The organism is Streptomyces sp. ATLC9 (assembly GCF_057196705.1).
Map to the genome: position 1 here is coordinate 1 of NZ_JBXUOY010000109.1, position 15,408 is coordinate 15,408.

Annotated in this window: 12 protein-coding genes and 1 pseudogene; 10 read left to right on the top strand and 3 right to left on the bottom strand. The window is 73.3% G+C overall.

What is annotated here, in order from left to right; all coding sequences use genetic code 11:
- Window positions 1–719, bottom strand: a pseudogene (locus tag AC2CJA_RS13675) (hypothetical protein); the annotation flags it as partial.
- 231 nt (window positions 720–950) lie between these two features.
- On the opposite strand from AC2CJA_RS13675, the gene purN reads away from it, so the two are divergent.
- Together purN and purH are read left to right on the top strand one after the other, a co-directional pair.
- Complete coding sequence (gene purN, locus AC2CJA_RS13680; RefSeq protein WP_484602972.1) at window positions 951–1,604, top strand: phosphoribosylglycinamide formyltransferase; 654 nt, start codon at window positions 951–953, stop codon at window positions 1,602–1,604.
- A complete protein-coding gene (gene purH / locus AC2CJA_RS13685; RefSeq protein WP_484602973.1) occupies window positions 1,597–3,186 on the top strand; it encodes a bifunctional phosphoribosylaminoimidazolecarboxamide formyltransferase/IMP cyclohydrolase in 1,590 nt (529 codons plus the stop codon). The genes purN and purH overlap by 8 nt, the downstream gene beginning before the upstream one ends.
- A gap of 60 nt (window positions 3,187–3,246) precedes the next feature.
- On the opposite strand, the gene AC2CJA_RS13690 is transcribed toward purH, so the two are convergent.
- Both AC2CJA_RS13690 and AC2CJA_RS13695 read right to left on the bottom strand, forming a co-directional pair.
- Window positions 3,247–3,636, bottom strand: coding sequence for a hypothetical protein (locus tag AC2CJA_RS13690; protein WP_484602974.1), 390 nt, complete (start codon window positions 3,634–3,636; stop codon window positions 3,247–3,249).
- Window positions 3,637–3,986: 350 nt separating this feature from the next.
- The gene (locus tag AC2CJA_RS13695) at window positions 3,987–4,613 is read right to left on the bottom strand and encodes an RDD family protein (RefSeq protein ID WP_484602975.1); all 627 of its coding nucleotides are present in this window, start codon (window positions 4,611–4,613) and stop codon (window positions 3,987–3,989) included.
- Window positions 4,614–4,991: 378 nt separating this feature from the next.
- Here AC2CJA_RS13695 and AC2CJA_RS13700 point away from each other — a divergent pair, with 378 nt between their 5' ends.
- The 8 genes from AC2CJA_RS13700 (at window position 4,992) to AC2CJA_RS13735 (ending at window position 15,323) form a co-directional block, all read left to right on the top strand.
- Window positions 4,992–5,864 carry a bifunctional methylenetetrahydrofolate dehydrogenase/methenyltetrahydrofolate cyclohydrolase gene (locus AC2CJA_RS13700; RefSeq protein WP_484602976.1) on the top strand — a complete coding sequence of 291 codons (873 nt, stop codon included), beginning with the start codon at window positions 4,992–4,994 and terminating at the stop codon, window positions 5,862–5,864.
- A complete protein-coding gene (locus AC2CJA_RS13705) occupies window positions 5,854–6,318 on the top strand; it encodes a DUF3017 domain-containing protein (RefSeq protein ID WP_484602977.1) in 465 nt (154 codons plus the stop codon). The genes AC2CJA_RS13700 and AC2CJA_RS13705 overlap by 11 nt, the downstream gene beginning before the upstream one ends.
- Before the next feature lie 282 nt (window positions 6,319–6,600).
- The gene (locus AC2CJA_RS13710) at window positions 6,601–7,590 is read left to right on the top strand and encodes a malate dehydrogenase (RefSeq protein ID WP_484602978.1); all 990 of its coding nucleotides are present in this window, start codon (window positions 6,601–6,603) and stop codon (window positions 7,588–7,590) included.
- A 319-nt stretch (window positions 7,591–7,909) separates the two neighbouring features.
- A complete protein-coding gene (locus tag AC2CJA_RS13715) occupies window positions 7,910–9,412 on the top strand; it encodes an aldehyde dehydrogenase family protein (RefSeq protein ID WP_484602982.1) in 1,503 nt (500 codons plus the stop codon).
- 79 nt (window positions 9,413–9,491) lie between these two features.
- On the top strand, window positions 9,492–11,108 hold the full coding sequence (locus tag AC2CJA_RS13720; RefSeq protein WP_484602979.1) for a GMC family oxidoreductase: 1,617 nt from the start codon (window positions 9,492–9,494) through the stop codon (window positions 11,106–11,108).
- Window positions 11,109–11,179: 71 nt separating this feature from the next.
- On the top strand, window positions 11,180–12,259 hold the full coding sequence (locus AC2CJA_RS13725; RefSeq protein ID WP_484602983.1) for a quaternary amine ABC transporter ATP-binding protein: 1,080 nt from the start codon (window positions 11,180–11,182) through the stop codon (window positions 12,257–12,259).
- Window positions 12,256–14,310: an ABC transporter permease subunit gene (locus AC2CJA_RS13730; RefSeq protein ID WP_484602980.1), complete on the top strand. Its 2,055-nt coding sequence runs from the start codon at window positions 12,256–12,258 to the stop codon at window positions 14,308–14,310. Before AC2CJA_RS13725 ends, AC2CJA_RS13730 begins: the two co-directional genes overlap by 4 nt.
- 53 nt (window positions 14,311–14,363) lie before the next feature.
- Window positions 14,364–15,323 (top strand): ABC transporter substrate-binding protein, encoded by a 960-nt coding sequence (locus tag AC2CJA_RS13735; protein WP_484602981.1) that lies wholly within the window; start codon window positions 14,364–14,366, stop codon window positions 15,321–15,323.
- Window positions 15,324–15,408 lie beyond the last annotated feature (85 nt).

Genomic DNA, 15,408 nt, shown 5'->3' on the forward strand with positions numbered 1-15,408 from the left:
CGGCCGCCCTCCGTGCCGCCGGTGCCGCCCTCCGTGCCGCCGTCCGCGCCGCCGTCGCCCCTGCCGACGCCGGTGATCGGCTTGCCGCGGACGGCGCCGATGCCCCAGTACACGGCCAGCGCGCCCAGTGGTACCGCGAGCCAGGGGAAGCCGAAGAAGGCGAAGATCAGCCCCCAGCCGCCGATGACCAGGGCGTACCGGGCGCGGCGCTGGACGGGGTCGGTCGGGTCCCAGCGCATGCCGCCGGGTGCGCCGCCCCGGCCGCCGCCCTGCTCCGGGCGGTCGCCGCCGCCGAAGCCGCCGCTCTGCCGGCCCGGCTGGCGGCTGCTCCACCGGCGGCCCCAGTCGGGCGAGGAGCCCTCCGGCCGGTCGTCGTCCCCGCCCTCGCCGCCGTCCCGCGGGGAGTCCGGCGAGCCGGACGAGCCCGACGGGTCCGAGGAGCCGGACGGACCGGACCCCCGGGACCCGCGCGGACGCCAGGGCTGCTCGGGGCGGCCCTCGGGCGGCGCGGCGAAGGGGTTGTCGTCCTCCCGGCCGCGCGGGAGCCGGTCGCGCAGGAGCGGACCGGGGGAGACCCGGGCGGAGGGACGGGACGGCCCGGAGGGCGACAGACCGGAGGGGGACGGGCCGCGGGCGGGCCGCCGGAGCGGACCCGGGGCGGTACCGGCCGGAATCCCGGTCGAGGTCTCAGGGGCCGCGCGGCGTCGTCGGTCCGTCATGTGCTCTGTGTCTTCCCCTAGATGTCGTCCCGGCGCCGGGCCGTTCGCCGATGTGTGGCCCAGACGCTACCGGGCGGCTGTCCCCCCGTCCCGAGGGGGCCGTCCGGTGTGCCGGTATCGTTGCTGACGGTCGGCCGCTTCGTAGGGTTCCCCGGATTCGTCCGCCCCACGGATTCGTACGACCGTACAAAGCCGCACCGTCCCACCGAGAGATCCGAGAAGAGCCTCGTCGTGGCTTCCGCTTCCCGTTCCTTCGCCGCCCACTCCCCGGCCCGCGTCGTGGTCCTCGTATCGGGTTCGGGCACGAACCTCCAGGCGCTCCTCGACGCCGTCGCCGAGGAGAGGCCGGACGCCTTCGGCGCCGAGATCGTCGCCGTCGGGGCCGACCGCGACGGCATCGCCGGACTGGAGCGCGCCGAGCGCGCCGGGCTGCCCACCTTCGTCTGCCGCGTGCGCGACCACGCGGGCCGGGACGCCTGGGACCGCGCGCTGGCCGAGGCGGTGGCGGCCCACGAGCCCGATCTGGTGGTCTCCGCCGGTTTCATGAAGATCGTGGGCAAGGAGTTCCTCGCCCGGTTCGGCGGGCGCTTCGTCAACACCCACCCCGCCCTGCTCCCCAGCTTTCCCGGCGCCCACGGCGTGCGCGAGGCGCTCGCGTACGGCGTGAAGGTCACCGGGTGCACCGTCCACTTCGTCGACGACGGCGTCGACACCGGCCCGATCATCGCCCAGGGCGTGGTCGAGGTGCGGGAGGAGGACGACGAATCAACGCTCCACGAGCGGATCAAGGAAGTCGAGCGGCGACTGCTCGTCGACACGGTGCGACGCATCGCCCGCCACGGCTACCGCATCGAGGCAAGAAAGGTCATTCTCGGTCATGACTGAAGGCTCCGAGACCACCACCGAGGCCCCCGCGGCCACCAGGCGGCCCGTCCGCCGCGCGCTGGTCAGCGTCTACGACAAGACGGGCCTGGAGGAGCTGGCCCGCGGCCTGGACGCGGCGGGCGTCAAGCTCGTCTCGACAGGTTCGACGGCCGCGCGGATCGCGGCCGCGGGCGTGGAGGTCACCCGGGTCGAGGAGCTGACCGGCTTCCCCGAGTGCCTGGACGGCCGGGTGAAGACCCTCCACCCGCGCGTGCACGCCGGCATCCTGGCCGACCTGCGCCTGGAGGACCACCGCCGGCAGCTCGGCGAGCTGGACGTGGAGCCCTTCGACCTCGTCGTCGTCAACCTCTACCCCTTCCGGGAGACCGTCGCCTCCGGCGCCTCCCCGGACGAGTGCGTGGAGCAGATCGACATCGGGGGTCCGTCGATGGTCCGCGCCGCGGCCAAGAACCACCCGTCCGTCGCCGTCGTCGTCAACCCCGGCCGCTACGGCGAGGTGCTGGAGGCCGTCACGGGCGGCGGCTTCGACCTCGCGACGCGCAGGCGTCTGGCAGCCGAGGCGTTCGCGCACACCGCGGCCTACGACGTGGCCGTCGCCTCCTGGTTCGCGACCGACCACGCCCCCGCCGACGACTCCGGCTTCCCCGAGTTCCTGGGCACCGCCTACCAGCGCTCGAACGTGCTGCGCTACGGCGAGAACCCGCACCAGGCCGCCGCCCTCTACAGCGACGGCACCGGCGGCCTGGCCGGCGCCGAGCAGCTGCACGGCAAGGAGATGTCCTACAACAACTACACGGACACCGAGGCCGCGCGCCGGGCCGCCCACGACCACGCCGAGCCGTGCGTGGCGATCATCAAGCACGCCAACCCCTGCGGCATCGCCGTCGGCGCGGACGTCGCCGAGGCCCACCGCAGGGCCCACGCCTGCGACCCGCTGTCCGCCTTCGGCGGCGTGATCGCCGTCAACCGCCCGGTCTCCGTCGCCATGGCCGAGCAGGTGGCCGAGATCTTCACCGAGGTCATCGTGGCACCGGACTACGAGGATGGCGCCGTGGAGGTGCTGGCCCGCAAGAAGAACATCCGCGTGCTGCGCTGCCCTCAGGCCCCGGCCGCCCACCTGGAGCACAAGCCGGTCGACGGCGGTGCGCTGCTCCAGGTCGCCGACCGCCTCCAGGCCGACGGCGACGACCCCGCGGCCTGGACACTCGCCACCGGCGAGGCGCTGGGCGAGGCGGAACTGGCGGAGCTGGCCTTCGCCTGGCGCGCCTGCCGGGCGGTGAAGTCCAACGCGATCCTGCTGGCCAGGGACGGCGCCACCGTCGGCGTCGGCATGGGCCAGGTCAACCGGGTGGACTCCGCCAGACTCGCCGTCCAGCGCGCCGGCGAGGAGCGGGCGCGCGGATCCTACGCGGCCTCCGACGCCTTCTTCCCCTTCCCCGACGGCTTCCAGGTCCTGGCGGACGCGGGCGTGCGGGCGGTCGTGCAGCCCGGCGGCTCGGTCCGCGACGAGCAGGTGACCGAGGCGGCGAAGGCGGCGGGTGTGACGATGTACCTCACGGGCACCCGGCACTTCTTCCACTGAGGTGGACGCACGTCAGGCCGCGCCCCGGCGGGGGCGCGGCCTGCGGTGTGCGCGGGCCGGTCAGGCCCGTGGGCGGTTGAACCAGGCCGCCGACTCGGTGGAGGACAGCAGCACGACGCAGACGATGCCGAGCACCAGCCACAGCAGCCCGAGCGGCAGTGTGGCCAGGCCGACCAGCACCAGGACGGCCGACCAGACGATGCTCCAGATCCGCAGCCCGCCTCCGCCCTGCGGGAACTTCACGGCCAGCACGATGCCGACGATCGCGTGGAGCAGGAAGAAGACGAACAGCGCGTAGTAGACGCCGGTGCCCACGCCCAGATCGCCGTAGGCCTCCTCCAGATCGTCCTCGGCCGCGGCGAAGGTGACGATCGCCAGGAGCGAGAAGAGGGCCTGGAGCCCGCCGGCGACGAAGAAGATCATGCGGGACGAGCCGACCTTGCCCGGCATCGTCCCGGGGAGGCCCCCCGGGGGAGCCCGCCGGGCCGGGCGGCGGGGACAGCGGATGCTCCTCGGCACCGCCGAAGGGGCCGTGGTGCCCGCCGGGCGGGCCGCTCGTCCGCCCCGCGGAGGGCCGGTCGTACGGGTTCTTCCGGTAGGGCTCGTTCGGGGTGTTCGGGTCGGAGCTGCTCATGGCGTTCTCCTCCGGTTCCTCCGGGTTCTCCGGGCGGTCTGTGTGGTGACCGGACGCCGAGGGGACCGCGCCACTCCCTCAGGAACCACCCTTCCCCGTACCGGCCCGAGCATCCCCGGCGGACGCGGGTACGCGCCGGAACGGAGGAGGAACCGGCGGAGGGGATCTACTGCCGCTGCTTCACGACGACGCTGCTGATCACCTTGTCGGCGAAGGTCTGCTTCTTGTCGTCCCACAGCGGCCACAGGTAGCCGATGTAGCAGGCCGCGCCGTCCAGGATGTGCGCCAGCTTGCGCACGAAGGCCATGCCGAAGCCGAGCGGCTGCCCGTCGGCCTCCCGCAGCAGGCTGATCCTCAGTGCCTTCTTGCCCGGGGTCTGGCCGGTCCTGCCCTCCCTGTGGACCAGCCACAGCTGGCCGGCCAGGGAGAGCAGGACTCCGACGATGATCAGCGGCCAGGCGCCGCCGGGTATCTCGGCCGCGTTCCGCGCACAGACCGTGTCGCCGATCGGGCAGTTCCCGGCCGCGTCGATGAGGGCTCCGATGACCTGCGCGTAGCCGATGCCGATCAGGATCATCGGCACCAGGCCGACGATCAGGCTGTCCAGCAGGTACGCGCCCACCCGGGAGCCCCAGCCCGCGTACGGCGGCATGCCGCCGCCCCGGGGCTGCTGGGAGTGGGGGTAGTGGGAGGCGTACGCCCCGCCGGGCTGCTGGGGGTACTGGGGCTGCTGGGGGTACTGGGGGTACGCGCCCTGCGGCGGCGGGCCGTACGGGTCCTGCGGGTGGCTCATGAGCGTCTTCCTTACGCGCGGACGGGACGGGGACGGGCGGGGCCGAGGGATGTCCAGGGAGACGTCCGAAGGAACACCGCGGCGCCCCCGCGGCTCCGCTGCGTGAGGAACGGGTCGTACAGGAGTGTGCCCCCCCGTGCGCCGCACCCGTCGGCCCCCGCGGGTACGGCACCCGCGACCATGCTGGTGGGGGGCGGATGACGCTGTCCAGACAAGACGGAGGACTGTGGCGAATCCGCAACACCCGGGCTCCGCGGCCCCTGTGGAACAAGCCGCTCCGCGACACGGACGTCACTCTCCGTACCCGAGGAGTCGCGCGGTGCCGTGCGGTGCGGACGCGATTGGAGACCGGGTCCCCGTATCCGGGAGGATGGCCCCATGACCGCCCAGATTCTCGACGGCAAGGCCACCGCAGCCGCGATCAAGACCGAACTCGCCGCCCGCGTAGAAGCCCTGAAGGCGCGCGGCATCCAGCCCGGCCTGGGCACACTCCTGGTCGGCGACGACGTCGGCAGCCAGAAGTACGTCGCGGGCAAGCACCGCGACTGCGCCCAGGTGGGCATCGCCTCCATCCAGCGCGAGCTGCCCGGCACCGCCTCCCAGGAGGACATCGAGGCGGTCGTCCGCGAACTCAACGAGGACCCGGCCTGCACCGGGTACATCGTGCAGCTCCCGCTGCCGCGCGGGATCGACACCAACCGCGTCCTGGAGCTGATGGATCCGGGCAAGGACGCCGACGGGCTCCACCCGACGAACCTGGGCCGCCTGGTGCTCAACGAGCGGGCCCCGCTGCCGTGCACCCCCAACGGCATCGTCGAGCTGCTGCGCCGCCACAAGGTGGAGATCGACGGGGCGGACGTGGCCGTCGTCGGCCGCGGCATCACCGTCGGCCGCTCCATCGGACTGCTGCTCACCCGCCGCTCGGAGAACGCGACGGTGACCCTGTGCCACACCGGCACCCGGGACCTGGGGGAGCATCTGCGCCGGGCGGACATCGTGGTGGCGGCGGCCGGGGCGGCGCACCTGGTCCGTCCCGAGTACGTCAAGCCGGGCGCGGCCGTGCTGGACGTGGGCGTCAGCCGGGACGCGGTGACGGGGAAGATCGCCGGTGATGTGCACCCGGACGTCGCGGAGGTGGCCGGGTGGCTCTCGCCGAACCCCGGCGGCGTCGGCCCGATGACGCGGGCGATGCTGCTGGCCAACGTGGTGGAGGCGGCGGAGCGCGCCGCGGGTGCGGACCGTGTCGGCTGAGACGGGAACCGGGCGGACCGGGAAGGCCGGGCAGGCCGGAGGGACCGGGGGGAGTGACGGCGCCCGCGGGCGCCCCTCCCGGCGCTTCCCGCTGATCACCCGCGACACCGCCCGTCCCGAGGGGGGTGGGCGGGCGGCTCCCGGGGACGCCCCCGCGCCCGCGCGGCAGTGGCCGCTGCTGTGCGTGCTGGCCGGTACGGCCGCCGGTCTGCTGGTGACACTCGGTCACTTCCGGACGGGCCTGCTGACCGTCGGCCTCTCCCTGCTGGCCGGCGCCGTGCTGCGCTGGGCCGTGCCGTCGGTGGGGATGCTCGCGGTGCGCTCCCGCTTCACGGACGTGGTGACGTACGGCTTGCTGGGCACGGCGATCGTGCTGCTGGCACTGATGGCGCAGCCCGCACCCCTGCTGGAGATCCCCTTCCTGGAGGACATCGTCCACTTCACGATCCGCTGACCGGGCCGGGACCGCGGCCCCGGGGTGGACGCCGGCACACGAGGGGAGTCAGCCGAATCCGTACGGCATGACGGCGTGAATCCCGGGAAGGCGGTTCCCCGTACCCCCTCACGGGCACGGTACGTCCCCCCGCGGCCGCCCCCCCCGCCCCCCCCCCCCCGGCGGGCGGGCCCCCCCCCCCCGCTCCCCGGGACGGAGCCGTCGGATAGCCTGACGCCAGGTCTCTTGATGTAGAGATACGTTGGAGACCCAGCCGCCACTGTCAGGTAAACGGAGACCGCCATGACCCGCACTCCCGTCAATGTCACCGTCACCGGCGCCGCCGGCCAGATCGGCTACGCGCTGCTGTTCCGCATCGCCTCCGGTCAGCTGCTGGGCCCGGACGTGCCGGTCGCGCTGCGCCTCCTGGAGATCCCGCAGGGTCTCAAGGCCGCCGAGGGCACCGCGATGGAGCTGGACGACTGCGCCTTCCCGCTGCTCAGCGGCATCGAGATCACCGACGACCCGAACAAGGCGTTCGACGGCGCCAGCGTCGCGCTCCTGGTCGGCGCCCGCCCGCGCACCAAGGGCATGGAGCGCGGCGACCTGCTGGAGGCCAACGGCGGCATCTTCAAGCCGCAGGGCAGGGCCATCAACGACCACGCCGCGGACGACGTCAAGGTCCTGGTCGTGGGCAACCCGGCCAACACCAACGCCCTGATCGCCCAGGCCGCCGCCCCGGACGTACCGGCCGAGCGCTTCACCGCCATGACCCGCCTGGACCACAACCGGGCACTGTCGCAGCTCGCGAAGAAGACCGGCGCCCCGGTGTCGGAGATCCGCCGCCTCACCATCTGGGGCAACCACTCGGCCACCCAGTACCCGGACGTCTTCCACGCCGAGGTCGCGGGCAGGAACGCCGCCGAGGCCGTGAACGACGAGAAGTGGCTGGCCGAGGACTTCATCCCGACCGTCGCCAAGCGCGGCGCCGCCATCATCGAGGCCCGCGGCGCCTCCTCGGCCGCCTCCGCCGCCAACGCCGCCATCGACCACGTCCACACCTGGGTCAACGGCACCCCGGAGGGCGACTGGACCTCCATGGGCATCCCCTCGGACGGCTCCTACGGTGTCCCCGAGGGCCTGATCTCCTCCTTCCCGGTCACCTGCTCCGGCGGGAAGTACGAGATCGTCCAGGGCCTGGAGATCAACGAGTTCTCCCGGGCGCGCATCGACGCCTCCGTGAAGGAGCTGGAGGAGGAGCGCGAGGCCGTCCGCGGTCTCGGCCTCATCTGATCCGGACCCGCTCCGGAACCCCCGCGCACCGAAGGCCCCCGGCTCCCTCCGGCCGGGGGCCTTCGGCGTTCCGGGACGGGGCCGGGACGGGGCCGCTCCCCGTGCCCGTCCGAGTACGCCATGTGGTGACCGTAATGTCCTCCATATCCGCTCATCGCCTTAAAATCATTCACATAGAGCCCTGGTGATCATGGTTTCTCGTGTGAACCATGCCACTTGGCATGGATTAAAAGAATGAATTCCTCGGTACGGGGCATGGGACCGGGTCGCTCGGCCCGCCGGGCGGCAGGAGCACCATGTGAGGAAGGCAGTACGGAACGTGTCGGCAATCGAGACCACGCACATCGACGGGGAGTGGCGCCCCTCCCTCTCCGGAAGAACCAGGGAGGTCCTCGATCCCGCCGACGCGACGGTGCTCGCGGTCGTCTCCGAGGGCGGCGCCGAGGACGTCGACGCCGCCGTCGAGGCCGCCCGCCGCGCCTTCGACACCGGTGACTGGCCGCGCACCCCCGTCGCCGAGCGGGCGGCGCTGCTGCGGCGCACCGCCGACCTCCTCCAGCGGGACCGCGAGCAGATCGCGCTCACCGAGTCCATGGACACCGGCAAGACCATCGAGGAGGGCCGCGTCGACGTCGACGACGTCACCGCCGCCTTCCGCTACTTCGCCGACCAGGCCGTGAACAGCTCCGGCGGGCGCGTGGTGGACGCGGGCAGCCCGGATGTGCACAGCGTCGTCGTCCACGAACCGGTCGGCGTCTGCGCGCTGATCACCCCCTGGAACTACCCGCTGCTCCAGGCGAGCTGGAAGATCGCCCCGGCGCTGGCCGCGGGCAACACCTTCGTCGTCAAGCCCAGCGAGATCACCCCGCTGTCCACCGTCCACCTGATCCGGCTGCTGACCGAGGCCGGCCTGCCCGCGGGCGTGGCGGGCCTGGTCACCGGCGCGGGCGACCCGGTCGGCGCCCGGCTCGCGGAGCACCCCGGTGTGGACCTGGTCTCCTTCACCGGCGGCCTGGTCAGCGGCACCAAGGTGGCCGCCGCCGCGGCCGCCACGGTCAAGAAGGTCGCCCTGGAACTGGGCGGCAAGAACCCCAATGTCGTCTTCGCCGACGCCTGCGCCACCGAGGAGGGCTTCGACACCGCCGTCGACCAGGCCCTCAACGCCGCCTTCATCCACAGCGGGCAGGTCTGCTCGGCCGGCGGACGCCTCATCCTGGAGGAGTCCGTCCACGACCGCTTCGTCACCGAACTCGCCCGCCGCGCCCGCCGTATCCGGCTCGGCCGCGGCACCGAGCCCGGCGTCGAGTGCGGCCCGCTCGTCTCCCAGCGGCAGCTCGACAGGACCGAGGAGTACGTCGCCTCCGCGATCGCCGAGGGCGCCGTCGTGCGCTGCGGCGGGGAGCGCCCGGGGCCCTCCGACGCCCTCCCGGCCACCGGCTACTTCTACCCGCCGACCGTCCTGGACCGCTGCGACCGCACGATGCGCGTGGTGCGCGAGGAGGTCTTCGGCCCGGTTGTGACGGTGGAGACCTTCCACACCGAGGACGAGGCCGTGGCCCTGGCCAACGACACCGAGTACGGCCTGGCCGGCGCCGTCTTCTCCGCCGACTCCGCCCGCGCACGCCGGGTCGCCGCCCGGCTGCGCCACGGCACCGTGTGGATCAACGACTACCACCCCTACCTGCCGCAGGCGGAGTGGGGCGGCTTCGGCCGCTCCGGCGTGGGGCGCGAACTCGGCCCCTCCGGACTGGACGAGTACCGCGAGACCAAGCACGTCTACGAGAACCTGCGCCCCGCGCCGGTGCGCTGGTTCACCGGCTGACCGCGCCCCGGCGCCTCCACGCGCCCCTGCCCACTCCCGCGCATCCCTGACGCGACACCCCTGTAGGAGCACCACCTTCATGCCCAGCAACACCACCTACGACTACGTGGTGATCGGCGGTGGCACGGCCGGCTCGGTGATCGCCTCCCGGCTCGCCGAGGACCCCGGCACCACCGTCGCCCTCATCGAGGGCGGCCCCTCCGACATCGACCGCCCCGACGTACTGACCCTGCGCCGCTGGCTCGGCCTGCTCGGCGGCGACCTCGACTACGACTACCCCACCACCGAGCAGCCACGCGGCAACTCCCACATCCGGCACAGCCGGGCGCGCGTGCTCGGCGGCTGCTCCTCGCACAACACCCTGATCTCCTTCAAGCCGCTGCCCTCGGACTGGCAGGAGTGGGAGGACGCCGGGGCGAGCGGCTGGAACGCCATCGCGATGGAGCCCTACTACCACCGGCTGCGCAACAACATCGTCGCCGTCGACGAGAAGGACCGCAACGCCATCGCCCGCGACTTCGTCGACGCCGCGCGGGCGGCCCTCGGCGTACCGCGCGTGGAGGGCTTCAACGCCAGGCCGTTCACCGAGGGCGCCGGCTTCTTCGACCTCGCCTACCACCCGGAGGACAACAAGCGCTCCTCCGCCTCCGTCGCCTACCTCCATCCCCACATGGAGGCCGGGGACCGGCCCAACCTGGAGCTGTGGCTGGAGACCTGGGCGTACCGGCTCCGGTTCGGCGGGGACGACGGCCGCCGCGTCACCGGCGTCCACGTCCGCACCGCCGACGGCGAGGAGACGCCGGTGACCGCCCGGTGCGAGGTCGTGCTGTGCGCGGGAGCGGTGGACACCCCCAGGCTGCTGCTGCACTCCGGCGTCGGACCGGCCGCGGACCTGTCGGCCCTGGGCATCCCGGTCGTCCACGACCTGCCGGGCGTCGGCGAGAACCTGCTGGACCACCCCGAGTCGGTCATCGTCTGGGAGACCGACGGCCCCATCCCCGAGAACTCGGCGATGGACTCCGACGCGGGTCTGTTCGTCCGCCGGGACCCGGACTCGCCCGGCCCCGACCTGATGTTCCACTTCTACCAGATCCCCTTCACCGACAACCCCGAGCGGCTGGGCTACGAACGCCCCGCCCACGGCGTGTCGATGACCCCCAACATCCCCAAGCCCCGCAGCCGCGGCCGGCTCCACCTCACCAGCGCCGACCCCTCGGTCAAACCGGCCCTGGACTTCCGCTACTTCACCGACGCCGAGGACTACGACGCCCGCACCCTGGTCGACGGCATCCGCATCGCCCGCGAGATAGCCCGGGCCGCGCCGCTGGACTCCTGGCTGAAGCGGGAGGTCTGCCCAGGCCCGGACGTCACCTCCGACGAGGAGTTGAGCGAGTACGCACGCAAGGCCGCCCACACCGTCTACCACCCCGCCGGTACCTGCCGGATGGGCGCGGCCGACGACGAACTGGCCGTCGTGGATCCGAAGTTGCGCATCCGCGGCCTGGACGGCGTCCGCATCGCCGACGCCTCGGTCTTCCCCACCATCCCCGCCGTCAACCCCATGATCGGCGTGCTGATGGTCGGCGAGAAGGCCGCCGACCTGCTCCGCGACGACCGCCCCGAGACCGACGACCTGCCCGGCGGCGAGTCCGGCGGCGAGTCCGACGACACCACGACACCGGGAGGTGCCGCGTGACCGCAGCCCCAGCCAACCCCTCCGGCGCCCCCTCGACGCCGGACACCGCGACGCCGCGGGCCGGCGACCCGGTGTTCTCCGTCCGGAACTTGTGGAAGGTCTTCGGCCCCAGGGCCGGCCGCGTCCCCGGCGACGCCTCCCTGACCGGGCTGCCCGCGGCCGAGGTGCGCGAGCGCACCGGCTGCACCGCCGCCGTCCGCGACGTCTCCTTCGACGTCGCCCGCGGTGAGGTCTTCGTCGTCATGGGCCTGTCCGGCTCCGGCAAGTCCACCCTGGTGCGCTGCCTGACCCGGCTGATCGAACCCACCGCCGGCGCCCTCCACATCGACGGCGAGGACGTCCTGGCCATGGACCGGGCCCGGCTGCGGGAACTGCGCCGCACCCGCGCCGCCATGGTCTTCCAGCACTTCGGCCTGCTGCCGCACCGCACCGTCACCGACAACGTCGCCTACGGTCTGGAGATCCAGGGCATGGGCAGGGCCGAACGACGCGCCCGTGCCGCCGGGATGATCGAGAAGGTCGGCCTCGCCGGACTCGGCGAGCGCCGTCCCGGCCAGCTCTCCGGCGGCCAGCAGCAGCGCGTCGGCCTGGCCCGCGCGCTCGCCGTCGATCCCGAGGTCCTGCTGTTCGACGAGCCCTTCAGCGCACTGGACCCGCTGATCCGCCGCGACATGCAGGAGGAGGTCATCCGGCTCCACCGCGAGGAGGGCCGCACGATGGTCTTCATCACCCACGACCTGTCCGAGGCGCTGCGCATCGGCGACCGTATCGCGCTGATGCGGGACGGCGAGATCGTCCAGCTCGGCACCCCCGAGGAGATCGTCGCCGCCCCGGCCGACGACTACGTGCGCGACTTCGTCCGCGACGTGCCGCGCGAGCAGGTCATCTCCGTGCGCCGCGCGATGCGCCCGGCACTGGCCGGCGAGGCCGACACCGGTGTGGCCCTCGCCCCCGGCACGGTCGTCGCCGAGGCGATCGAGGCCGTGGCGCGCGGCGGCGAGCACGTCCGCGTGACGGAGGACGGCCGCACCCTCGGCGTCGTCGACCACGCCCGGCTGCTGGCCGTCGTCGCGGGCCTGGACCCGGACGCCGGACCGGCCCCGGACCCCGGCGGCTCCCATACCACCGGCGGGGAGGTGGCCGCCGTATGACGACCGCCACCCCCGCCCCCGCCTCCCGGACCCCGGAACCGGAGGACCGGCGCAAGCCCGGGAAGACCGAGCCCACCGCATCCGGCTCCGGACCGGGCCGGGCCGGACCGCCGGGCCGCCCCGGCCGCCCGGCCGCCCGAAGACTCCTCGTCCTCGCCCTCCTGGCCCTGGTGGCGATATCTCTCGCCGCCTCCGCATGGGGCAGCGGAAGCTGGCCGGACGCCCTGACCCTCGACGTCCGCCCACCGCTGGACGAACTGGACGCCTGGCTGGTCGACAACCGCGAGTCGCACTGGCTGTTCCTGTACTTCCTGCTGCACATCAGCAACAACGCGGTCCTGGCCGTCGACGGCGTCCTCGCCCTCCTCCAGGGACTCGGCTGGACGGGCGTGACGGCCGGCGCGGCCGCCCTCGCCTGGTTCGCCGGCGGCGCGGACCTCGGCCGCCGTGCCCTGCGCACCGCCGCGACCGCCCTGGGCACCTTCGCCGTGATCGGCCTGCTGGGCCTGTGGGCGCCCGCCATGGAGACCCTGGCGCTGATGACCGTCGCCGTCGCCGCCGCCGCGCTGACCGGCGCGGCGCTCGGCCTGGCCGCCGGACTCTCCGGCCGCTGCGAGCGGCTGCTGCGCCCGGTGTTCGACACCATGCAGGTGATGCCGGCGTTCGCCTACCTGCTGCCGTTCGTGCTCCTCTTCGGCATCGGCACGCCCTCGGCCCTGGTCGCCACCGTCATCTACGCGGCACCGCCCATGGCCCGCCTCACCTCGCTCGGCCTGCGCGGCGCCGACCCGGCCGCGCTGGAGGCCTCCGCCTCGCTGGGCGCGAACGCCTGGCAGCGGCTGGTCACGGCCCGGCTGCCGCTGGCCCGCCGGCAGATGCTGCTGGGGCTGAACCAGACCATCATGATGTGCCTGTCGATGGTCGTCCTCGCCTCGGTCATCGGCGCGGGCGGCCTGGGCGACGAGGTCTTCACCGCCCTGTCGCGGGTGGACGTCGGCCAGGCGCTCGGCCCCGGCATCGCCATCGTGCTCATCGCGATCTGGCTGGACCGCACCACCGCCGCCGCCGGCGCGCGCCTGGACGACGCCTCGGCCCCCGTGAGCCGGAAGCGCGCCTGGACGGTGCGGGCCGCCGCCGCGGCCCTCGTCGCCGCCGCCTCGGCGGCCGGCTCGGCCGCCCTGGGACGGCAGTGGCCCGAGCCGTGGACCGTGAGCATCTCCGCCCCGGTCAACACCGCCGTCGACTGGATCACCGACAACCTCGGCTCCGGCATCCCCCTGGTCGGCGGCACCGTCACCTGGTCGGAGAACTTCGCCCGCTGGGTGCTCAACCCGCTGCGCGACGGACTCCAGGGCGCCCCCTGGTGGCTGCTGCTCCTGACCGCCGCCGCCCTCGCCCTGCTGACGGGCACCTGGCGCACCGCCGCGACCGCCGTGGCCGCGCTGGCGGCGATCGGCGCGATGGGCCTGTGGCCCGCCTCGCTCAACACCCTCTCCCAGGTGCTCGCCGCACTGGTGGTCACCCTGCCGCCGGGCGTCGCGATCGGCGTCCTGGCCGCCCGGGTGCCCTGGGTGGACCGGGCCGTCCGGCCGGTGCTCGACGTGATGCAGACGATGCCGCAGTTCATCTACCTCATCCCGGTGGTGGCGCTGTTCAACGTCGGCCGCACCGCCGCGATCATCGCCGCCGTGGTCTACGCGCTGCCCGCGGTCATCCGCATCACCGCCCAGGGCGTCCGGGAGACCGACACCGGCGCACTGGAGGCCGCCCGCTCCATGGGCGCCTCCACCGGCCAGCAGCTGCGCCACGTCCAGCTCCCGCTGGCCCGGCCCGCCCTGCTGCTGGCCGTCAACCAGGGGGTCGTCCTCGTCCTGGCCATCGTCGTCATCGGCGGCCTGGTGGGCGGCGGCGCGCTCGGCTACGACGTCGTCTACGGCCTGCAGAAGAGCGAACTGGGCATCGGCCTGACCGCCGGCGCGGCGATCGTCTGCCTCGGCGTGCTCCTGGACCGCGTCACCCAGCCCACCGCGGCCCCCCGCGACCGGCACTGACCCGGCCTTCCAATCCCACCCCCCTTTCCGTACGAAAGAAGGAACCGTTCCCCATGCACAGCAAGCGGATACGCACCGCCCTGGCCACCGGATCGGCCGTCCTCGGCCTGGCCGCGCTCAGCGCCTGCGGCGCCGCCGACACCGGCGCCTCCACCTCCTCCGGCGGCGGCGACACCGTCACCATCGCCGTCCCCTCCTGGGTCGGCGCCGAGGCCAACGCGGCCGTCGCCAAGCACGTCCTGGAGCAGGAGCTGGACGTCAAGGCCAAGCTCCAGCAGATGGACGAGCCGGTCGCCTGGGACGCGCTCGACAGCGGCAAGATCGACGCGATCCTGGAGGACTGGGGCGGCGTCCCCAAGAAGGAGAAGCGCTACGTCGAGGAGCGCAAGACGGTCGTGGAGGCCGGCGACCTCGGGGTGACCGGCCACATCGGCTGGTTCGTGCCCAAGTACTTCGCGGACGAGAACCCCGACGTCACCGACTGGAAGAACCTCAACAAGTACGCCGACGAGTTCAAGACCACCGAGAGCGGCGGCAAGGGCCAGCTCCTGGAGGGCTCGCCGTCGTACACCACCAACGACGACGCCATCATCAAGAACCTCGACCTGGACCTGAAGACGGTCTACGCGGGCAGCGAGGCCGCCCAGATCACCCAGATCAAGAAGTACGTCAAGGAGAAGAAGCCCTTCCTGACGTACTGGTGGACGCCGCAGTGGCTGAACGCCGAGATCGACTTCGTCGAGGTGAAGCTGCCCGAGTACACCGAGGGCTGCGACGCCGACCCCGAGAAGGTCGCCTGCGCCTACCCCAACACCCCGCTGCAGAAGTACCTCAACGCCGACTTCGTCGAGGACGGCGGCGACGCCGCGCAGTTCCTGAAGAACTTCAACTGGTCGACCGAGCAGCAGAACCAGGTCGCCAAGTGGATCGCCGGCGACGGCATGTCCTCGGAGGACGCGGCGGCCAAGTGGGTCGAGGAGAACAAGTCCACCTGGGAGAAGTGGCTCCCGTAAGGAGCCGGCCGCCCCGCAGGGGGCGGCCCCACGGCCACGGGCCCCGCACCCCCCTAGCCGTGCGGGCCCCGCCCCGGTCTTAGGC

Coding starts and splice junctions, on each gene's coding strand:
- AC2CJA_RS13730 (WP_484602980.1), top strand. CDS start 12,256: ATGACGACCGCCACCCCCGCCCCCGCCTCCCGGACCCCGGAACCGGAG.
- AC2CJA_RS13710 (WP_484602978.1), top strand. CDS start 6,601: ATGACCCGCACTCCCGTCAATGTCACCGTCACCGGCGCCGCCGGCCAG.
- AC2CJA_RS13735 (WP_484602981.1), top strand. CDS start 14,364: ATGCACAGCAAGCGGATACGCACCGCCCTGGCCACCGGATCGGCCGTC.
- AC2CJA_RS13720 (WP_484602979.1), top strand. CDS start 9,492: ATGCCCAGCAACACCACCTACGACTACGTGGTGATCGGCGGTGGCACG.
- AC2CJA_RS13700 (WP_484602976.1), top strand. CDS start 4,992: ATGACCGCCCAGATTCTCGACGGCAAGGCCACCGCAGCCGCGATCAAG.
- purH (WP_484602973.1), top strand. CDS start 1,597: ATGACTGAAGGCTCCGAGACCACCACCGAGGCCCCCGCGGCCACCAGG.
- AC2CJA_RS13690 (WP_484602974.1), bottom strand. CDS start 3,636: ATGCCGGGCAAGGTCGGCTCGTCCCGCATGATCTTCTTCGTCGCCGGC.
- AC2CJA_RS13695 (WP_484602975.1), bottom strand. CDS start 4,613: ATGAGCCACCCGCAGGACCCGTACGGCCCGCCGCCGCAGGGCGCGTAC.